The sequence below is a fragment of the Bacillus sp. N3378-2at genome, assembly GCF_033412715.1.
Lineage (GTDB): Bacteria > Bacillota > Bacilli > Bacillales > Bacillaceae > Bacillus > Bacillus subtilis.
The window spans coordinates 2,031,806-2,049,907 of the sequence record NZ_CP117986.1; the positions used below are offsets into that span (position 1 = coordinate 2,031,806).

Consider the following 18,102-nt stretch of genomic DNA (forward strand, 5'->3'; position numbering starts at 1 on the left):
TTCTATAATACTATAGCTTCACACAAAAAAGGGTTGTGCCTATGGACAAAGACACATTCTTTACAATGAAACTATCTATTCGAGTCAAAGAGGTAAGCTATCTTTTAAAAAAGTCTGATTTGAAGAAAGTAGCCCAAATCGTCGGTATCCTATACAGTACTTTCACGAGAGAAATGAGAGTTGATGATTATTTTTATCATCAGTCGGACAAGGAGTATTACCCATTCGTAGTCAGAAGACGAAAGTATTAAAGAAGATCAGACGAACTATCCTTTCTAACGGAACACTTTGATACTTTAAAAAGTTTGATCCAATTGTACCAATCTAATAGATTATTGATGCTAGATGCTAGATGAGAGGATTACAGTAAGGAAGCTAGGTATAAAAATAAGAGCTTCAAAATGAACAAGAGCTAAATGATGAATAAAGAAATTCTGCGAGGAATATTACCCTCAATTTAAAATCCAAGATTTGATTGTCATTCTTTATTGGATTTCCAAAGTAAATACAGTCGGTAACGAGAAAAGAGCCCAAGGCCCTTTTTCTAATGAGTACAGTTTTAGAGTACATATTTTACAATAGAATGTAAAAAACAATACCAGGTACCGGTTCAGTCAATGCAAAACACGTAATTTGCATTGACAACGCTCAGACATTTCCTTTTATCGACTTATATAACAAACCCTTAATTACAATAGAGAGAGGGCGGTATAGCAACTTTTTCTGAGATTGCAGGAAAGAGAAATTCCAGTTCACTATGGCATGGGTCTATAGTTAAAAAAATACTAGAAAATCAACATTACATCGGTAATCTAGTTCAACAAAAGGAAATTTCAATTAGTGTAACAACTGAAAAGCGTAAAAAGATTGATCCAACAAATTACGTTGTCATCGAAAACACTCATAAGTCTATTATCTCTAAAGATAATTTTCATGTTGTTCAACAGTTAATCTCTGAAAAAAACCGTAAACGACCATATGCTAAAAAACACCTATTAACAAATATTTCTTTTTGTCCTGATTGTGGTAAGAGTATGCACTATAAAGCCAATCGTAAGGGATATATTTGTGGGTCATACAAAATGTTCAGATCATCATTTTAAGAGAAAACGGACTGATTTAAGCAATTTCAAATGATATAAAGCAAATGTTTTCAGCACTCTTTACAAAATCTATTCAAAAAGACATTGAGAAAAAGGTTGCAAACTTCATTCAGTGGGATACAAACAACTCACTAACATTCTCAAGGAGATAGAAAACATAAAGAAAGACAAAACGGCTGCACTTCGCATGAAAATACGGGGTGAAAATCCAAGATGAAGAATACAGATTGATCATTAAGATAATAGTAACCAACTCGCTAAACTAAATAAGGAAAAGTTAAAATTAGAAAAGGGATTACTTCAACAGAAACAAACGATTGATTTTACAAAACTAATCCAACAATTGAACGGTTTCTTCAAAACCCTGTTCATGACGAAGAAATTCTTCATAAACTAATAGAAAGAATTGAAATAAAAGAAGATGGGGGTCCGAGAATCCATTACCGATTCTCGGACCCTTATATATCTTCTATTTTTTCACGATCAACACACAACACTCCACATGATTCGTATGCGGAAACATATCCACAGGCTGCACTTCGCGCGTCGCATACCCGCCATCCTCAAGCACCCGCAAATCCCTCGCAAGCGTGCCAGGATTACAGGAAACGTACACCACCCGCTTCGGTTTCATCTCTACAATTGTCCGCAGGAGGGCTTCGTCGCAACCTTTTCTTGGCGGGTCTACGACTAGCGTATCGGCCGTGATGCCTTCTTCATACCACTTTGGAATCACGGTTTCCGCTTCACCGACCGCGAACTCAGCGTTTGTGATGCCGTTTAATTCTGCATTTCGTTTCGCATCTTCAATCGCTTCCGGCACAATCTCTACACCGTACACTTTTTTCGCCTGCTTCGCCAGGAAGAGAGAAATCGTGCCGATGCCGCAGTAGGCGTCAATGACGGTTTCTTCCCCTTGAAGCTCAGCGTACTCAAGCGCTTTGTCGTAGAGCACCTTTGTCTGCTCCGGGTTGACCTGATAGAACGATCTGGCGGAAATGGCGAATTTGACGTCTCCGATGAGGTCGTAGATGTATTCTTCGCCCCAGATGACGTTTGTTTCGTTCCCGAAGATGACGTTTGTTTTGTTCGGGTTGATGTTTTGCACGATGGATTTGACGTGCGGGAATTGCGCTGTGATGTCTTCGATGATCTTCGCTTTATGCGGAAAATCGTTCGTTCTTGTGATGAAGACGATCATCATTTCGCCCGTAACAACGCCGTATCTGACCATGATGTGGCGGAGCCAGCCTTTGTGGCGTTCTTCATTGTAGGCTTTGACACCGTATTTGGCGCAAATGTCTTTGACGGCTTGGACGGCTTCATCGTTTTTGGATTGCTGGATCAGGCAGGCGCTCATTTCGATGATGTCATGGCTTCTTTGCTGATAAAATCCGGCGACGAGTCCGCCTTCGCGTTCTCCTACCGGCACCTGTGCTTTGTTTCTGTAGTTCCAAGGGTCTTCCATGCCGAGTGTCGGGTGCACGGTGACGTTTGAAAGGTCCAGCTTGCCGATGCGTTCTAAGACGTCTTTGACTTGTTTCTGTTTAAACAGGAGCTGTCCTTCGTAGGTCATGTGCTGAAGCTGACAGCCTCCGCATTGCTTGTAAATCGGGCATGGGGCGTCCGTTCTATGCGGGCTTTCTTCCTTCAGCTCAATCAGACGGCCGAAGGCGAACCCTTTTTTGACGCGTGTCACTTTGATTTGGGCTTTTTCCTCCGGCAGGGCGTTCGGCACGAAGATCGGAAAGCCTTGGACCTTTGCGACACCCGCTCCTTCGTGGGTCAAATCCTCAAATGTCACGTCATAGTATTCGTTTTTTTCTACTGGGGGTTTCATTTTCATCTATAATCACCTCTAGTTTTAAGCGAAAGAAAAACTTGGCCTATTCAAGCCAAGTTTCAGCGTGTAGGCAAACCTTCGCATTCGTTGTCAGTCCTGTGCTTCGGTGCTCACGTAAAAAGACCAGCGGCTAAAAACTAGAGCGTCCTGCTCAAACGCCGCTGTCACCGCATCCTGCGGAAGTACGCTCCAATGCTCGTCCTTCCTAGACTTCAAAGGTTTTCAATCACGCTGAAAAGATGACAAAATCCTAAAACGAAAACTGTTTTAGGATTTTGTCAACATTCTGAGCTTGGCTTACAAAGCCAAGTTTTAGTCATCCAGCTGTTCCGCTTTCTCCTTCGGCATGACGACGTGAATGTGTCGATACAGATTCACGAATTCGCCCGGCAGCATGCCGCCGTACTCGCCGTCCAGGTTCAGCTGCATCTTTTCTGATACATTGACTTTCACGCGGTTCGCTTTTGTATAAATAATGTGCTGGTCGTTGATATGTTCGCCGCGAAGCGCCATCGTAGCGACCCTGATAAATTCAGCAAGGTTTGCTTTCTTTAATATCATCAAATCAAACATGCCGTCATTCAGGCTGGAATCCGGCGCGAGCTTTTCAAACCCGCCGACGGAGTTTGTCAGCGTGACCAAAAACAGCATGATTTCACCTTGAAACAGCTTGCCGTCATATTCAATCTCGACTTCTGTCGGACGAAGTGAAGGCAGCATTTCCATTCCTTTTAAATAATAAGCAAGCTGGCCGAGCATTGTTTTGAGTTTGCTTGGCACGTCGTACGTCAGCTCCGTCAGACGGCCTCCTCCGGCGATATTGATAAAATACTGGCCGTTGACCTGTCCGATATCGATCGGGCGGGCAACGCCGTTAATGACCGTATCTGCCGCTTTTAAAATATCCTCGCGTGGGATTCCGAGCGCTCTGGCGAAGTCGTTTGTTGTGCCGACTGGAATCACACCGAGTGTCGGACGGTTGTCTAAAGGCGCAAGCCCGTTGACGACCTCATTAATCGTTCCGTCTCCGCCTGCCGCAATGATCAGGTCAAACTCACGCAATGCCGCTTCCTTGGCAGCGTGTGTAGCGTCTCCTGCGCATGTCGTCGCATGGGTGGAGGTTTCATAGCCGGCTTGTTCAAATTTTTGCAGGACCTGGGCAAGATGCTTTTTAAAGATCTCCCGTCCTGAAGTCGGATTGTATATTATGCGTGCACGTTTCATTATCTCATCATCCTACTTAAGAGTATCCGATCCATTTTTACACTAACAACCTTTAATTATACTATGAGTTAAAAAAATCGCAACAAAATGTACATAATCTTACAGGTGAAAACGCACAAAAGCCTCAGCAGAGCTGAGGCTTTTAGTTTTTTACTCTTCTTCCGTTCCCGGTTTTTTCTTGCGGAACTTCGCCAATACTTCATATACGATTGGCACGATCAAGAGCGTCAGAAGCGTTGAACTGATCAAGCCGCCGATAACCGTGACGCCGAGTCCTTTTGAAATGACCTGGCTTCCGCCTTCGAAGCCGAGGGCTAATGGAATCAAGGCGCCGATTGTCGCAATGGCTGTCATCAGGATCGGACGGAGTCGTGTAGAGCCGGCTTCCAGGAGCGCTTCTCTCGTCGACAGGCCTTCCGCTTCCTTATGAATCACGCGGTCAATTAAGACAATCGCATTCGTGACAACGATACCGATCAGCATGAGCATACCGATCATTGCGTTCAGACTGATCGTTTCACCTGATACGTAAAGTCCGACCAGGGCACCGATGACTGTGAACGGCAATGAGAACAGAATAGCAAATGGCGCTAGTGCTCCGCCGAAGGTAATCACGAGCACAAGGTAAACGATCGCTATTGCTGCCAGCATCGCTAAACCGAGCTTCGTGAAGGAATCAGCGATATCCGCTGATACGCCGCCTGTGTCAATCGATACGTTATCAGGATGGTCTAGCTTATCGATTTTCTTCTGGATAGCAGCTGATACGGCTGTGACGTTGTCAGACGTAACCTCACCTGTGACATCCGCATAGACTTTTCCATCACGTTTTGACACGGTATCTGATGTTGATCCTTCCTTCACTTTTGCCACATCGCCGATTTTGACTTCCTGGCCAGTCGCGGAAGTGATCTTTTTATTCTCTAAATCTTTCACACTCTTATACTCGTCTTTTTCTGTCTTAATGTTCACATCAAGCTCTTTGCCGTCTTTTTTCACAGTTGTGAGCGGTTCTTGTGATGTTTGTGACATTAAGGCCTGAGAAATTTGAGACGCAGTTAAACCGAGTTTGCTTAGTTTTTCTTGGTCAGCGACAAATGTGTACTCATCATATGTGCTGGAAAGGCCTGAGTTTACGTTTTTCAGATCCTTTTCATCCTTCATGATTTTTTCAATATCTTTGACCGTGTCTTTAATATCGTTTTCAGAATCGCCATACACATAGTATGTTAATTCGTTGTTATTGCCTGAAGAGCTGAAGTCCTGTGACTTCCATTCTCCGCGGTCAGATTGCTTTTGGATTTCCTTCAGAACGTTATCTTTTTCTTTATCAAAGTCAGGTGTGTCGCTTTCATATTTGATATAGAATAACGCGCCGTTAGAATCTCCTCCCGCAAGCGGGCTGCCAGAGCCTAATGAATACTGAACCGTATCGACATGCTTGCGGTCAAGCAGGATTTTTTCCGCTTTTTCAGCTTCATTTTCGGCTTCTTTTTTCGTTTCACCCGGTTCTGGGCTGTATGTGAGCTGCATCGTTTTTTCTTCCTCGGACGGCAGGTAGCTGGCACCGATTAACGGTACGAGGAACAAGCTTCCAAGGAGCATCAGAACAGCGATGATAGACGTGATCCATTTGTGGCTCAGCGCCCAGTTCAATACTTTTTTATAGATGTTTGCAAGTCTGCCTGGTTTGTGTTCTTTCGCTTTAATCGGCGCACCGGTTAATGATTTTTTGAACAGGCTGTGTGCGAGCATCGGCACAAGCGTGATTGAAATCACCAGTGATGCGGCAAGCGCAAAAACAATCGTTAAGGCAAATGGAATAAACAATTCACCGATTTGTCCGCCTACAAGTGCGAGCGGCAGGAATACCGCGATTGTCACGATCGTCGATGACATGATCGGTTTAAACATTTCCTTCGTCGCTTCACGAACCAATGCTTTTCCGCGGAGCGGCTCATCTTTGAGTCTCATGCGGCGGTAAATGTTCTCGATGACAACGATGGAGTCATCGACTACACGTCCGATGGCAACGGTCATTGCGCCGAGCGTCATAATATTCAATGTGATATCAAGCTGCTGCAGCACAAGGAGTGCGATCAGCAATGATAATGGAATTGAAACAACAGAAATTAATGTTGATTTGATATCTCTTAAGAATAAGAGAATAATCACAATCGCAAAAATAGCACCGAAGATGGCTTTGCTTAACATCGTGTCAACTGACTGTGTGATCGGCTCCGCCATGTCGAGAGTTGCGCTGTAATTGAAGCCTTTATGGTCTTCTTTGAACTTCTTCAGCTCAGCTTTGACATTGTCGGCAACCTCTACCGTATTCGCATCGTTTGCTTTGACGATATTGATGCCGATGCTGTCTTTGCCATTTGTGCGTGAAACAGATTCAGCTTTTTTCACATCTTTAATTGTGGCAATGTCAGAAAGCTTGACCGTCGGCACTGCTGTGCTTGCGCTTTGCTGCGCCTGTGCTGCCGCTTGTGCGCTTTGGGCTGCTTGAGCACTCTGCGCACCCGCTTGAGATGCTGCGCTGCTGCCTGCACTTGAAGCAGATGCCGTCGGGATTCTCATATTCTTCAAATCTTTAATTGTTTCAATATCGCCGCTGACGACGACAGATTTTTCTTCATTTCCGAATGTGTACAATCCAAGCGGAGTTGTCACATCTGAACCTTGAATCACTTGCTTGACTGTATCTTCATCAAGGCCGTATTCCTTCAGTTTGTCTTCTTTGAAAGAGAATTCAACCTCTTCCACCTGCTGGCCTGATACTTGGACGGACGCAACGCCTTCTATGCCTTCAAGTTTAGAAACGAGGCTGTCCTCCACTTGTTTCGTCAGCTCTTGTAGATTATCTTTATCACTGGACACGCTCAGCGTCAGAATCGGGAATGAATTCAAGCTGTAGCGTGAAATCTCCGGATCCTTCGCGTCATCAGGCAGGTTGACGTTTTCTAACGCTTCAGCTGCTTCTGTTTTCGCTTTGTCCATATCTTTCTCATAATCATATTCAATCATGACCGACGATGCGTTTTCATAGGACGTCGACGTCACAACACTGACACCGTCCAAGTTCTGCACGGCTTGTTCAACCGGTTTGGTCACTTCATCAGCCACTTGGCTTGGTGTCGCACCCGGATATGTCGTGCTGATCGTCAAGTAAGGCATGTTCACGTCAGGAATAGACTCTTGCTTCATATTCATACCCGCATACAAGCCGGCTGCCGTTACAATAATCGTCATCAGCCATACGGCGAATTTGTTTTTCAGAACGAAATTAATAACGTGATTCATCATATCCTCCATTACATTTTTTATTGACTGACTGGTCATTCTATATAATACTAAACGTTATAACGCAACAACGTCAACTCATATACCAGAAAATTTTACTAAATTTTTCAAGGATTAAGGGGAAGCACGTCATGAATGAAAAAAAAGAGAGAATCATAAAAACCAGCATTCGTTTATTTGCGAAAAAAGGATTCGCAGCTACGACGATCCAAGAAATCGCCAGTGAATGCGGCATTTCGAAGGGCGCTTTTTATTTGCACTTCAAATCGAAAGAAGCGCTGCTGTTATCTGCCTGTGAATATTATATCGGTATGTCTATGAACAAAATGAAAAATATAGAAGAAGATCTTGCCGGAAAGCCGCCTAAAGAAGTTTTGAAAAAACAAATTGGCGCTCAATTTGAGGATTTTCGCGATCATAAAGATTTTATCGTTCTTTTGCTTACCGAAAATATCATTCCGGAAAATCAAGAAATCAAGCAATACTTTTACAAAGTAACCATGGAGACGGATAAGCTGTACCGGAACGCCTTGCTGGTATCCTATGGCGAAGGAATCGAGCGGTATGTCGCAGATCTGTCCATCATGGCAAGAGGCATTGTGCATTCCTATATGAACGTGATGGTATTTAACGATGAGCTTAATATCGATGCAGAAGAAATCTCAGCCTTTATTATTGAGAGACTGGATGATCTTGTACAGGGGCTGAGCCGTTCTGCACTCAATCCGATTGTATCAAAAGACATTTTCAACCCGATGCCTGCGGAAAAAGACCAGCTGCTTGAGGACATTCAGAAAGTGAAAGAAAACAGCACGCTGCCCGAGGATATCACCGTGTCACTTGATGTTATCGAGGAAGAATTGACTCAGGATAAACCGCGCAAGCCGATTATTAAAGGCATGCTGTCCAATTTGACCGGAACCAACGACAAAGAAGTTGAAAGGCTTCGGGCCCTCATCTCTGTCTTTATCTCAATTTGACCATAAAAAAAGCAGCCTCTAAGGGCTGCTTTTTTATTAGCGTTTTTTAATTTCTTCAAGCAGAATTTTGTTGACCATCGGCGGGTTGGCTTGTCCTTTGGACGCTTTCATAATCTGTCCGACTAGGAAGCCGATCGCGCGGTCTTTTCCGTTTTTAAAGTCTTCGATTGATTGAGGATTGTTGTCAAGCGCCTCAGTGACAAGCTTCAGAAGCACGCCTTCGTCAGAAATCTGAACAAGGCCTTTCTCTTTCACAATCTTCTCAGCGTCGCCGCCTTTTTCAATCAATTCTTTAAACACTTTCTTCGCGATCTTAGAAGAAATGGTTCCTTTTTCAATCAATTTGATCATGCCGGCAAGGCCTTCAGGTGTCAGGGCAACATCGGCAAGCTCTTTTTGCTCAGCGTTTAGGTAAGCTGACACTTCACCCATCAGCCAGTTAGACGCTTGTTTGGCTTCAGCGCCTTTTTGAACGGTTTCTTCGAAGAAATCAGCCATTTCTTTTGTCAGCGTCAGAACCATCGCGTCATATGCAGGCAAGCCAAGCTCTTCGATATAACGCTTGCGGCGCTCATCCGGAAGCTCAGGAATGCTTGCTTTTACGCGTTCCTTCCATTCATCATCAATGTAGAGCTCGACTAGATCCGGCTCTGGGAAGTAACGGTAGTCGTCAGATCCCTCTTTGACACGCATAAGAATGGTTTTCTTCGTTGCTTCATCATAACGGCGAGTTTCTTGCTGGATGACGCCGCCGGAAAGAAGAACCTGCTCCTGGCGTTTTTCTTCATGCTCAAGGCCTTTTTGAACAAACGCAAAGGAGTTCAAGTTTTTCAATTCTGTTTTTGTGCCAAATTCCTCTTGGCCGATCGGACGAAGAGAGATATTGGCGTCACAGCGAAGTGAGCCTTCTTCCATTTTACAGTCAGAAACGCCTGTATACTGGATGATGGATTTCAGCTTTTCAAGATACGCGTACGCTTCTTCCGGCGTGCGGATGTCCGGCTCTGATACGATCTCAACAAGCGGCGTTCCTTGACGGTTGAAGTCAACAAGAGAATAGCCGTCGCCCGTATGCGTCAGTTTTCCGGCATCCTCTTCAAGATGAAGGCGCGTGATGCCGATGCGTTTTGTTTTGCCGCCGACTTCAATTTCGATCCAGCCGTTTTCGCCGATTGGCTTATCAAATTGAGAAATCTGATACGCTTTCGGGTTGTCAGGATAGAAATAGTTTTTGCGGTCAAACTTCGTATCCGTTGCGATCTCACAGTTGAGCGCCATAGCGGCTTTCATTGCGAATTCAACGGCTTCTTTGTTCAGAACAGGCAGGACGCCCGGATATCCGAGGTCAATAACGCTTGTCTGCGTATTCGCCTCCGCGCCGAATGGCGTTGGAGAGCTTGAGAAAATTTTTGATTTTGTTTTTAACTCAACGTGGACTTCAAGTCCGATTACCGTTTCAAAGTTCAATTCTTTTCACCCCTTACAGTTCAGGTTTTGCTTTATGATGGTCTGTCGCTTGTTCAAATGCATGAGCAACGCGGTATACAGTGCTTTCGTCAAAGTGATTTCCGATGATTTGCAGGCCGAGCGGAAGTCCGTCTGCTAATCCGCATGGCACGCTGATTCCCGGTACGCCGGCAAGGTTGACCGGAATCGTTAAGATATCGTTTGCGTACATTGTGAGCGGATCCTTCGTGTTTTCACCGATTTTAAACGCAGGTGTCGGTGTAGTCGGTCCAACAATAACATCATATTTTTCAAATACGTCTTCAAAATCCTTCTTAATCAACGTACGCACTTTTTGCGCTTTTTTGTAGTACGCATCGTAGTAGCCTGAGCTTAAAGCAAACGTTCCAAGCATGATGCGGCGTTTGACTTCATTTCCAAAACCTTCAGCGCGTGTTTGCTTGTAAAGGTCGATCAGGTTATCCGCGTTGTCTGTGCGGTAGCCGTAGCGGATGCCGTCAAAGCGTGCAAGGTTCGCTGACGCTTCAGAAGATGACAGCAGGTAATATGTCGCAAGCGCGTATTTACTGTGCGGAAGAGACACTTCTTCCCATGTAGCGCCGAGACCTTCAAGGACTTTCAGCGCTGCCAAGACAGATTCTCTCGCTTCTTTGCCGACACCTTCACCAAGGTATTCTTTCGGAACGGCGATTTTCAGTCCTTTGATGTCGCCAGTTAATGAAGAAAGAAAATCAGGCACGTCCACATTTGCACTCGTGGAGTCCATTTTATCTACGCCAGAAATCGCTTGAAGTAAAAACGCGTTATCCTCAACCGTACGTGTAATCGGTCCGATTTGGTCTAATGAAGACGCAAATGCGACCAGTCCGTAACGAGATACACGGCCGTATGTAGGTTTTAATCCGACAACGCCGCAGAAAGAAGCCGGCTGACGGATGGAGCCGCCTGTGTCAGATCCAAGAGAAAACGGAACTTCTCCCGCAGCAACCGCAGCCGCAGATCCGCCGCTTGAACCGCCGGGAACTGTATCCAGGTTCCAAGGGTTTTTCGTCAGCTTGTAAGCAGAGTTTTCGGTAGATGACCCCATGGCGAATTCGTCCATGTTCAGTTTTCCGATTGTGACCGCTTCAGCGTCTTGAAGGCGCTGAACGACAGTAGCGTCATAAATCGGATCAAAGTTTTCGAGAATTTTGCTGGAGCATGTTGTGCGCAGCCCTTTTGTTACGATATTATCTTTTACGCCGATCGGCATACCGAAAAGAAGACCGTGCTCAGAACGGCCGTCAACCGCCTCATCAAGCTCCGTCGCGTATGCGCGCGCTCTTTCTTCATCTAATGCCAAAAAGGCTTGTACCTTATCATCAACCGCTTGGATGCGTTTATAAGATTCGTCAACCAGATCAGAAATCTTAATCTCTTTTTTATGTATGAGCTGTTTTAATTCTGTGATTTTATGATCAAATAATGACATTCTTGTGTCCCTCCTTTAGTCCAGAATTGATGGCACACGAATATAGCCGTCTTTATGGTCAGGCGCATTTTTCATGACATCCTCAACCGGAAGACCTTTACCCGCTTCATCTTCTCTCATGACATTTTTCATTTTCAGCACGTGAGTTGTAGGCTCCACATTGTCTGTGTTAACCTCATTAAGCTCCTCGGCAAATGAAATGATACTGTCGAGCTGTTCAGTGAACATTTTTGCTTCTTCTTCAGTAATCGCAAGTCTTGCAAGGTGCGCAACGTGCTTTACTTCTTCTATTGAAATTCGTGACATATGATCCACCTCCACATATTTCTCCGTTAAGTCATATAATACTGATCATATCAAAAACAAGCCCTTTAAAGCAACAAAACGCCTTAAGACAGGCCTGTGTTTTCGAAACAATACCCTATATATTTTATACTAAAATGAGGCGAAGGAGAAACGAAATATTTTTCTGAATATTTTTACTTTAATTATTTTTTGAAAGCGTTTTATTCTTTATTCCCTTCTAGGTTTGCAACGGTTTTCCCCGCTCATGATCAAGGTTTCATCGCTTGAATGGCCGGGAATACTTTGTTAGGTTAAGTTACCAAGTGCACCCGCAAAGGAATTTCTTTTGTTTTGCACTTACGCCAGGCTGCTTAACTGGCACCATCAATTTGAGAGGTGATGCAACATTATTAGAAATGAAGAGAGGGTAAAACGTGAGTATTGAAATTATTATATCTTTAGGAATTTACTTTATTGCCATGCTGTTAATCGGCTGGTATGCATTCAAGAAAACCACTGACATCAATGATTACATGCTTGGAGGAAGAGGCCTCGGACCATTCGTTACTGCTTTGTCTGCCGGTGCGGCCGATATGAGCGGATGGATGCTGATGGGTGTTCCCGGCGCGATGTTTGCGACAGGGCTGTCCACCTTATGGCTTGCTTTAGGTCTTACAATCGGGGCGTACTCAAATTACTTGCTGCTGGCTCCAAGGCTGCGTGCTTATACAGAAGCGGCGGATGATGCGATTACAATTCCTGATTTCTTTGATAAACGATTCCAGCATTCTTCATCACTGCTGAAAATCGTATCTGCATTGATCATCATGATCTTTTTCACATTATATACCTCTTCCGGTATGGTATCTGGCGGACGGCTGTTTGAATCTGCTTTTGGTGCGGATTACAAATTAGGCCTGTTTCTGACCACCGCAGTTGTCGTGTTATACACACTGTTTGGCGGTTTCCTTGCTGTCAGTCTGACTGACTTCGTGCAGGGTGCGATCATGTTTGCAGCACTAGTGCTTGTGCCGATCGTTGCTTTTACCCATGTGGGCGGCGTTGCTCCGACTTTCCATGAAATCGACGCTGTTAATCCACATTTATTGGATATTTTTAAAGGCGCGAGCGTCATTAGCATTATTTCCTATTTAGCCTGGGGGTTGGGCTACTACGGCCAGCCTCATATCATCGTCCGATTTATGGCCATTAAAGACATTAAAGATTTAAAACCTGCACGCCGAATCGGTATGAGCTGGATGATCATTACAGTTCTAGGTTCCGTGCTGACGGGTTTAATCGGTGTTGCATACGCCCATAAATTCGGAGTTGCTGTAAAAGATCCGGAGATGATTTTCATTATCTTCTCTAAAATTTTGTTCCACCCATTAATTACAGGGTTCTTATTGTCAGCTATTTTGGCTGCCATCATGAGTTCGATTTCCTCACAGCTCTTAGTCACAGCAAGTGCTGTAACAGAGGATTTATACCGGTCATTTTTCAGACGAAAAGCTTCTGATAAAGAATTGGTCATGATCGGGCGATTGTCCGTCTTAGTCATTGCCGTTATCGCGGTACTCTTGTCATTGAATCCGAACAGCACCATTCTTGATTTGGTCGGATACGCTTGGGCCGGCTTCGGTTCAGCTTTCGGACCTGCGATTCTGCTCAGTCTGTATTGGAAACGAATGAACGAATGGGGCGCGCTTGCTGCCATGATTGTCGGGGCTGCGACCGTGTTGATCTGGATTACAACCGGCCTGGCAAAATCAACCGGTGTGTACGAAATCATCCCTGGGTTTATTCTCAGTATGATTGCCGGCATCATTGTCAGCATGATCACAAAACGTCCTGCAAAAGCCTCTTACCGATTATTCGGTGTCATGGAAAAGCTGTTAAAACGCAAAAAGTAAGCAATAAGCCATCAAGCGCAGCTTGGTGGCTTTTGTGCTCTTGTTTTGCTATAAATACTGTGAGAAAATCATATTTATTTAAAAACACCATAGAGAAGGGGGAAGTTGCTGTTGAGCTGGTATATTGATCCTGATATTTTATTGAAATTGGGCATTGCCACATTGATTGGCATGGTCATCGGGCTTGAACGCGAATTAAAAAATAAGCCGCTCGGATTAAAAACCTGTATTGTCATTGCAGTCAGCTCATGCATGCTGACGATCGTCAGTATTAATGCGGCATATCATTTCCCTAAATACTACCGCATCATGATGGATCCGCTTCGTCTGCCGGCACAAATCATCTCCGGCGTCGGGTTTATCGGAGCCGGTGTCATCCTGCGAAAAAGCAATGATGTCATTTCCGGCCTGACGACATCGGCCATGATCTGGGGGGCAGCGGGGCTCGGGCTTGCTACGGGAGCCGGTTTTTATAAAGAAGCGTTTGCCAGTCTTCTGTTCATCCTGATCAGCGTGGAATTTCTCCCATGGGTGGTCAGAAAAATCGGCCCCGACCGCCTGCAGGAAAAAGACATCCGCATCAGAATGTCGCTTTCTGATAAAGACAAAATGACAGAGATTTTAAAAGAAATGAAAAGAAGAGATATCAAAGCACACTCCGTTCGGATCGACGACCTGGGCGAAAAGGATTTTCCAATTATGGAAGTGAAGGTCCGCGTCCATAAAAACAGATACACGACCGATGTCTACTATGACATTAAAGCCATTGAAGGCGTAGTCGGCGTGAAGTGTGATACATTATAAAAGCCAATGGGACTGGAATCCCATTGGCTTTTTCTATCTACACCAGTGCTGAAAAATCAAATGCTGTAATCGGCGTGCCATTCTCTATATCTCTTCTGAAACCGGCCAGCATTTCTTTTTCCTCTTCTCCTATTGTGTTAAGGTCAAACATCTGATGCAGCAATCCGTAAATCAGCATATGGCGAAGGCGGAGGAAATCAGGTATTATCATCAGCCATGCAGGGTCAAGCTCATTTTCCTCCCAGTACCCTTTCATAAAATGCGTCATAAATTCTTCTGTAAACGCAGCTTTATCATCATATGGCACAACAGGATACCACAGGACATTGTAGAGAAGAATGCTAATATCGTTAACAAACCAGTTGTAGCCGATATCATCAAAATCAAATGCCGTGATTTTGCCATGATCCCAGTTAAAATTGCCATGGTGCAGATCCGCATGCACCAAGCCATAGCTGTCCTGGCTTTTCGGGAGCCTCCGCAGTTCATTCATCAAAGAATCGGCTTGCTGAAACACCTTTATCTGATCTTCAGGCACATATTTTCTCAGCTTTAATTGCTCCTCTTCATCCCATTCCTGTCTTTTGAAAGCGGGATTGCTCAATTTGTAGCTTTTTGTCAGGCTGTGCATGCTGCCTGTGTATCTGCCAAGCTCATAAAATAGCGTTTCATTCCAGTCCGATTCATCCACTTTTTGCCCTGGCGCTTTCTCATACACTCTCAATAAAAATGACCCGCCGTTTCCGTCCGGCACTGCTTCTACGTCTTTTCCGTTCAGCGACGGGAGCGGTTTGGCTACTGAAATTCCCCCTATTGCAAGGTGACGGAGCCATTCCATCTCTCCCATCATATAATCAGAAGATCTCCGAATCGTATGGGTAATCTTTAAAATATAAGGTTGATTGTCTTTCATACATTCATATACATAGTTTTCCGCATCAGCCAGAAAACGCACCTGATCTTTTGAGAAACCGTATCTCGCTGCAGCTTCTGCCAAAACCTGCTCTTCCTCAAATATTTTTTTGATATCTTTATGCATGTCTAACATCCTTTCATTGCTATAGATTTGATAATGATTGTTTTCACACGATTTCCAGCATCAACATACCTCCCCTTGATTTGTGTTTCGGCAGAAGCGAAAATAATTTCCCTTTTCCTGTTAATTGTAACATAAAAACCCTTGTGCCAATATGGGACTGACCCCCGTTTTTGAGACAGGGATCAAAACACCTTTTAAACAGCCAATTGCCGATAATTTATCGGTGATTGGTTGTTTAGTTTCGTTTGAATACGAATATTGTTATAATAATGAATGTATTCTATGACAGTGCGTTCTACGATGGCGGTCGTGGTTCGATCAATGCTGTTAAGATAGAACGTTTCAGACTTTAGTGAGGAATGAAACGATTCGATGGAGGCATTATCAGCGGGTGTCCCTTTGCGGGACATGCTCATGGTAATGCCTTTTGTTTTAACAGCTTTCTGATACTCGTAAGATGTATACACAGATCCTTGGTCACTATGTAACACGCAGTTCTCAGGCAGTGTTGGCAGTTGATCAAGTGTGTGTAAGACAAAGTCTGTGTCCTGCTTATCTCCAATCGTAAAAGCAATCACTTCTCCATTATATACATCCAATATACTGGAAAGGTACAATTGTTTCTGTCCATAAGGCAAATACGTGATGTCTGTTACTAGTTTTTCAAGAGGATGATCAGACTGAAAGTTCCTATCTAATATATTGTCGACCACGGCATATGGCTGCCCATTCTTCTTGCGCTTTTTCACCTTAACCCGGCACTGCCACTGATTTTTCTGCATAATACGCTGAACCGTTTTATGGTTAATACACATTCTCTTTTTTAATATAGCTGTGATTTTTCGATATCCATATCGATACTGGTGCTCTCGGCACAACGTGCCGATTTGTTTTTCTAAATGGCGCTTGGGATGATCTTTCTTCAGATTCTTCTTCCAACGATAATAAGACGAGCGAGAGATACCTAAATGAATACAGATATCCTGCACGGTCATTGTGCTGTGCAATTCTTCTACAAGTTCGACTGACGTTTGGCTATCAACTTCCTTTCCAATTCGTTGTACTTTTTTAACACTTCATTCTGTTGTCTCAGATATCGATTCTCTGCCTGCAGTTTCTCTAATTCGGAAGAATACTCCGGACCTTTTCCATAAGTGTATTGCTTACCAACAGGCTGTTCAAATCGATGTGTATCACCAGCCTTATACCATCTGACCCATGTCTTAATCTGCGTATTATTTTTGATATTCAACTCCTGCATGATCTCTTTCATAGGTACGCCTGCCAATCTCATTTCTACAGCCTTCTGTTTCACTTCAACCGGATAACTCACTCTTGTCCCCATAGAAAAAACACCTCCAAGTCTAATTTCGGATAACAATCATCCGTATTCAAACTTGAAGGTGTTTTTATTTGTCTCATCTTATGGGGTCAGTCCCAATATGGCACAAGGGTTTTCTATCAGTCATAAATGTGAACAGTCGGCTCTTTATCTCCGGCATTGCGGATAATAACCGCTTCCTGTCCGTCTGAGGACGTGATATTGACTTCGACATCAACTGAGCCTTTAGAGTAGTAGTCCATCACTTCACCCGTTAAGAACTGGGTAAACGCGACAACTTCACTTTTTCCATAGAATTGCATTGGTATGTCAATCTTCATTTTCTTCATTTCATCATTTTCATACAGCGCTGTACCGACAACGCCTGTATAGTTCGGGAAATATTCTTCAATTGAGTTTTTGAACCGCTTAAAGACCTCGGTGTCATCCGGGTATTTTTCTGCTGTGGTTGTATCTGCCGGATAGAATACATATTTTTCATTGATGTCATCCCAATTTGAGATATCAGTAGAGCCTGCTTTGACCTCTGTTTTGGCGATGAAGTTCCCCGGCACAATCGATGTTTTTGACGCCTGCTTGTAGAGCGCGACGGTAATCGGCACATTCTTCAAGTTATCTTTTTTGCGGAGGCGGTTAATAACCTCCTGTGCAATTTTTTCTCCCTGCTGGCGGAGCGTGCTGTCCTTAATCTCCACTTCTTTTTGCGGGTCGCCAGTTTTTTCACGATAGTAATACACGGAGTTTAACGCCAGTCCGATCATGACGCCGCCAAGCTGGATAGAATTCTTATCTTTTCTGACTAAATAATCATGCTCAAGCATGGATGCTAAATAAATCGGGCTGCTTTCGTTCTTTTCTTCTGTTGAACCAGAGCTCGGGAGCGCCGGGTTCAAGCCTTCATTTTTGAAGTTTTTATCTTCTTTTTCGGCTTTTTTCAAATCAGAGCCCGTTTTTTTCCGTGCCAGCCAGCTTAATACTGTATCCTCATCTAAATATTGTCCTTCTTGGAACAGATAATCGTCAGTCGAGAAAGAATCTTGGGCAAGACGCATCAGCCCTGTTTCAAACTCGTCAATGTCCAGCCTAGTATTCAGCTGTTCCGTTGTTAAGCCGCGCGCTTTGCCTGCCTTAAACGGCAGCACCATTTTGTAATAGGAGTCAGAGATATTATATTTCGGGACAATCGCTTTTTCTGACGATTTCGCCGTCTTTTGCGTAATCTCTTCCTCCTTCTCCCCCCCAAAACCTGACGAGCAGGCAGACAGCATTAATACTGCCGCCGTTGCCGCCAATGCCAACGTCTTTTTCAATAGAAAACACTC

Annotated in this window: 13 protein-coding genes and 1 pseudogene; 5 read left to right on the forward strand and 9 right to left on the reverse strand. The window is 44.2% G+C overall.

Features of this window, described 5'->3' with window-relative positions; translation table 11 throughout:
* Window positions 1–41 precede the first annotated feature (41 nt).
* On the forward strand, window positions 42–251 hold the full coding sequence (locus PUN35_RS11065) for a hypothetical protein (protein WP_014479083.1): 210 nt from the start codon (window positions 42–44) through the stop codon (window positions 249–251).
* A 477-nt stretch (window positions 252–728) separates the two neighbouring features.
* Window positions 729–1,103 (forward strand): recombinase family protein, encoded by a 375-nt coding sequence (locus PUN35_RS11070; RefSeq protein WP_224588808.1) that lies wholly within the window; start codon window positions 729–731, stop codon window positions 1,101–1,103.
* Between the two features lie 469 nt (window positions 1,104–1,572).
* Here PUN35_RS11070 and rlmD read toward each other — a convergent pair whose 3' ends face one another.
* The 3 genes from rlmD to srfP all read right to left on the reverse strand — a co-directional run bounded on the left by rlmD (window position 1,573) and on the right by srfP (window position 7,479).
* On the reverse strand, window positions 1,573–2,949 hold the full coding sequence (gene rlmD / locus PUN35_RS11075) for a 23S rRNA (uracil(1939)-C(5))-methyltransferase RlmD (protein WP_031600241.1): 1,377 nt from the start codon (window positions 2,947–2,949) through the stop codon (window positions 1,573–1,575).
* Between the two features lie 309 nt (window positions 2,950–3,258).
* Window positions 3,259–4,170 carry a diacylglycerol kinase gene (locus PUN35_RS11080; protein WP_003233894.1) on the reverse strand — a complete coding sequence of 304 codons (912 nt, stop codon included), beginning with the start codon at window positions 4,168–4,170 and terminating at the stop codon, window positions 3,259–3,261.
* A 150-nt stretch (window positions 4,171–4,320) separates the two neighbouring features.
* Window positions 4,321–7,479 carry a surfactin resistance protein SrfP gene (gene srfP / locus PUN35_RS11085; RefSeq protein ID WP_014479080.1) on the reverse strand — a complete coding sequence of 1,053 codons (3,159 nt, stop codon included), beginning with the start codon at window positions 7,477–7,479 and terminating at the stop codon, window positions 4,321–4,323.
* 131 nt (window positions 7,480–7,610) lie between these two features.
* Here srfP and PUN35_RS11090 point away from each other — a divergent pair.
* Window positions 7,611–8,481 (forward strand): annotated as a pseudogene (locus PUN35_RS11090) (TetR/AcrR family transcriptional regulator).
* 14 nt (window positions 8,482–8,495) lie between these two features.
* Here the strand turns inward: PUN35_RS11090 and gatB are convergent.
* From gatB to gatC, 3 genes are read right to left on the reverse strand one after another with little or no spacing between them, the layout of a single operon-like run.
* Window positions 8,496–9,926, reverse strand: coding sequence for an Asp-tRNA(Asn)/Glu-tRNA(Gln) amidotransferase subunit GatB (gene gatB / locus PUN35_RS11095; protein ID WP_003219444.1), 1,431 nt, complete (start codon window positions 9,924–9,926; stop codon window positions 8,496–8,498).
* Window positions 9,927–9,939: 13 nt separating this feature from the next.
* Window positions 9,940–11,397 (reverse strand): Asp-tRNA(Asn)/Glu-tRNA(Gln) amidotransferase subunit GatA, encoded by a 1,458-nt coding sequence (gene gatA / locus PUN35_RS11100; RefSeq protein ID WP_014479078.1) that lies wholly within the window; start codon window positions 11,395–11,397, stop codon window positions 9,940–9,942.
* A gap of 15 nt (window positions 11,398–11,412) precedes the next feature.
* Window positions 11,413–11,703 carry an Asp-tRNA(Asn)/Glu-tRNA(Gln) amidotransferase subunit GatC gene (gene gatC / locus PUN35_RS11105; RefSeq protein WP_003219442.1) on the reverse strand — a complete coding sequence of 97 codons (291 nt, stop codon included), beginning with the start codon at window positions 11,701–11,703 and terminating at the stop codon, window positions 11,413–11,415.
* Window positions 11,704–12,116: 413 nt separating this feature from the next.
* Here gatC and opuE point away from each other — a divergent pair, with 413 nt between their 5' ends.
* Together opuE and PUN35_RS11115 are read left to right on the forward strand one after the other, a co-directional pair.
* Window positions 12,117–13,595, forward strand: coding sequence for a proline transporter OpuE (gene opuE, locus PUN35_RS11110; RefSeq protein ID WP_003242814.1), 1,479 nt, complete (start codon window positions 12,117–12,119; stop codon window positions 13,593–13,595).
* 105 nt (window positions 13,596–13,700) lie between these two features.
* Window positions 13,701–14,399, forward strand: a complete 699-nt coding sequence (locus tag PUN35_RS11115) for an MgtC/SapB family protein (RefSeq protein ID WP_010886431.1) — start codon at window positions 13,701–13,703, stop codon at window positions 14,397–14,399.
* 37 nt (window positions 14,400–14,436) lie between these two features.
* Here the strand turns inward: PUN35_RS11115 and PUN35_RS11120 are convergent, their stop codons facing one another.
* The 3 genes from PUN35_RS11120 to PUN35_RS11130 all read right to left on the reverse strand — a co-directional run bounded on the left by PUN35_RS11120 (window position 14,437) and on the right by PUN35_RS11130 (window position 18,090).
* Entirely contained in the window at window positions 14,437–15,447 is a 1,011-nt protein-coding gene (locus PUN35_RS11120; protein ID WP_072592588.1) for a phosphotransferase enzyme family protein, read from the reverse strand.
* 185 nt (window positions 15,448–15,632) lie between these two features.
* Window positions 15,633–16,783, reverse strand: a protein-coding gene (locus tag PUN35_RS11125) for an IS3 family transposase (RefSeq protein ID WP_087614160.1) whose coding sequence is annotated in 2 segments (ribosomal slippage) — window positions 15,633–16,510 and window positions 16,510–16,783 — 1,152 coding nt in all. Because the reading frame shifts where the segments join, the coding sequence is not laid out codon by codon here.
* A 116-nt stretch (window positions 16,784–16,899) separates the two neighbouring features.
* Entirely contained in the window at window positions 16,900–18,090 is a 1,191-nt protein-coding gene (locus PUN35_RS11130) for a CamS family sex pheromone protein (protein WP_014479076.1), read from the reverse strand.
* Window positions 18,091–18,102 lie beyond the last annotated feature (12 nt).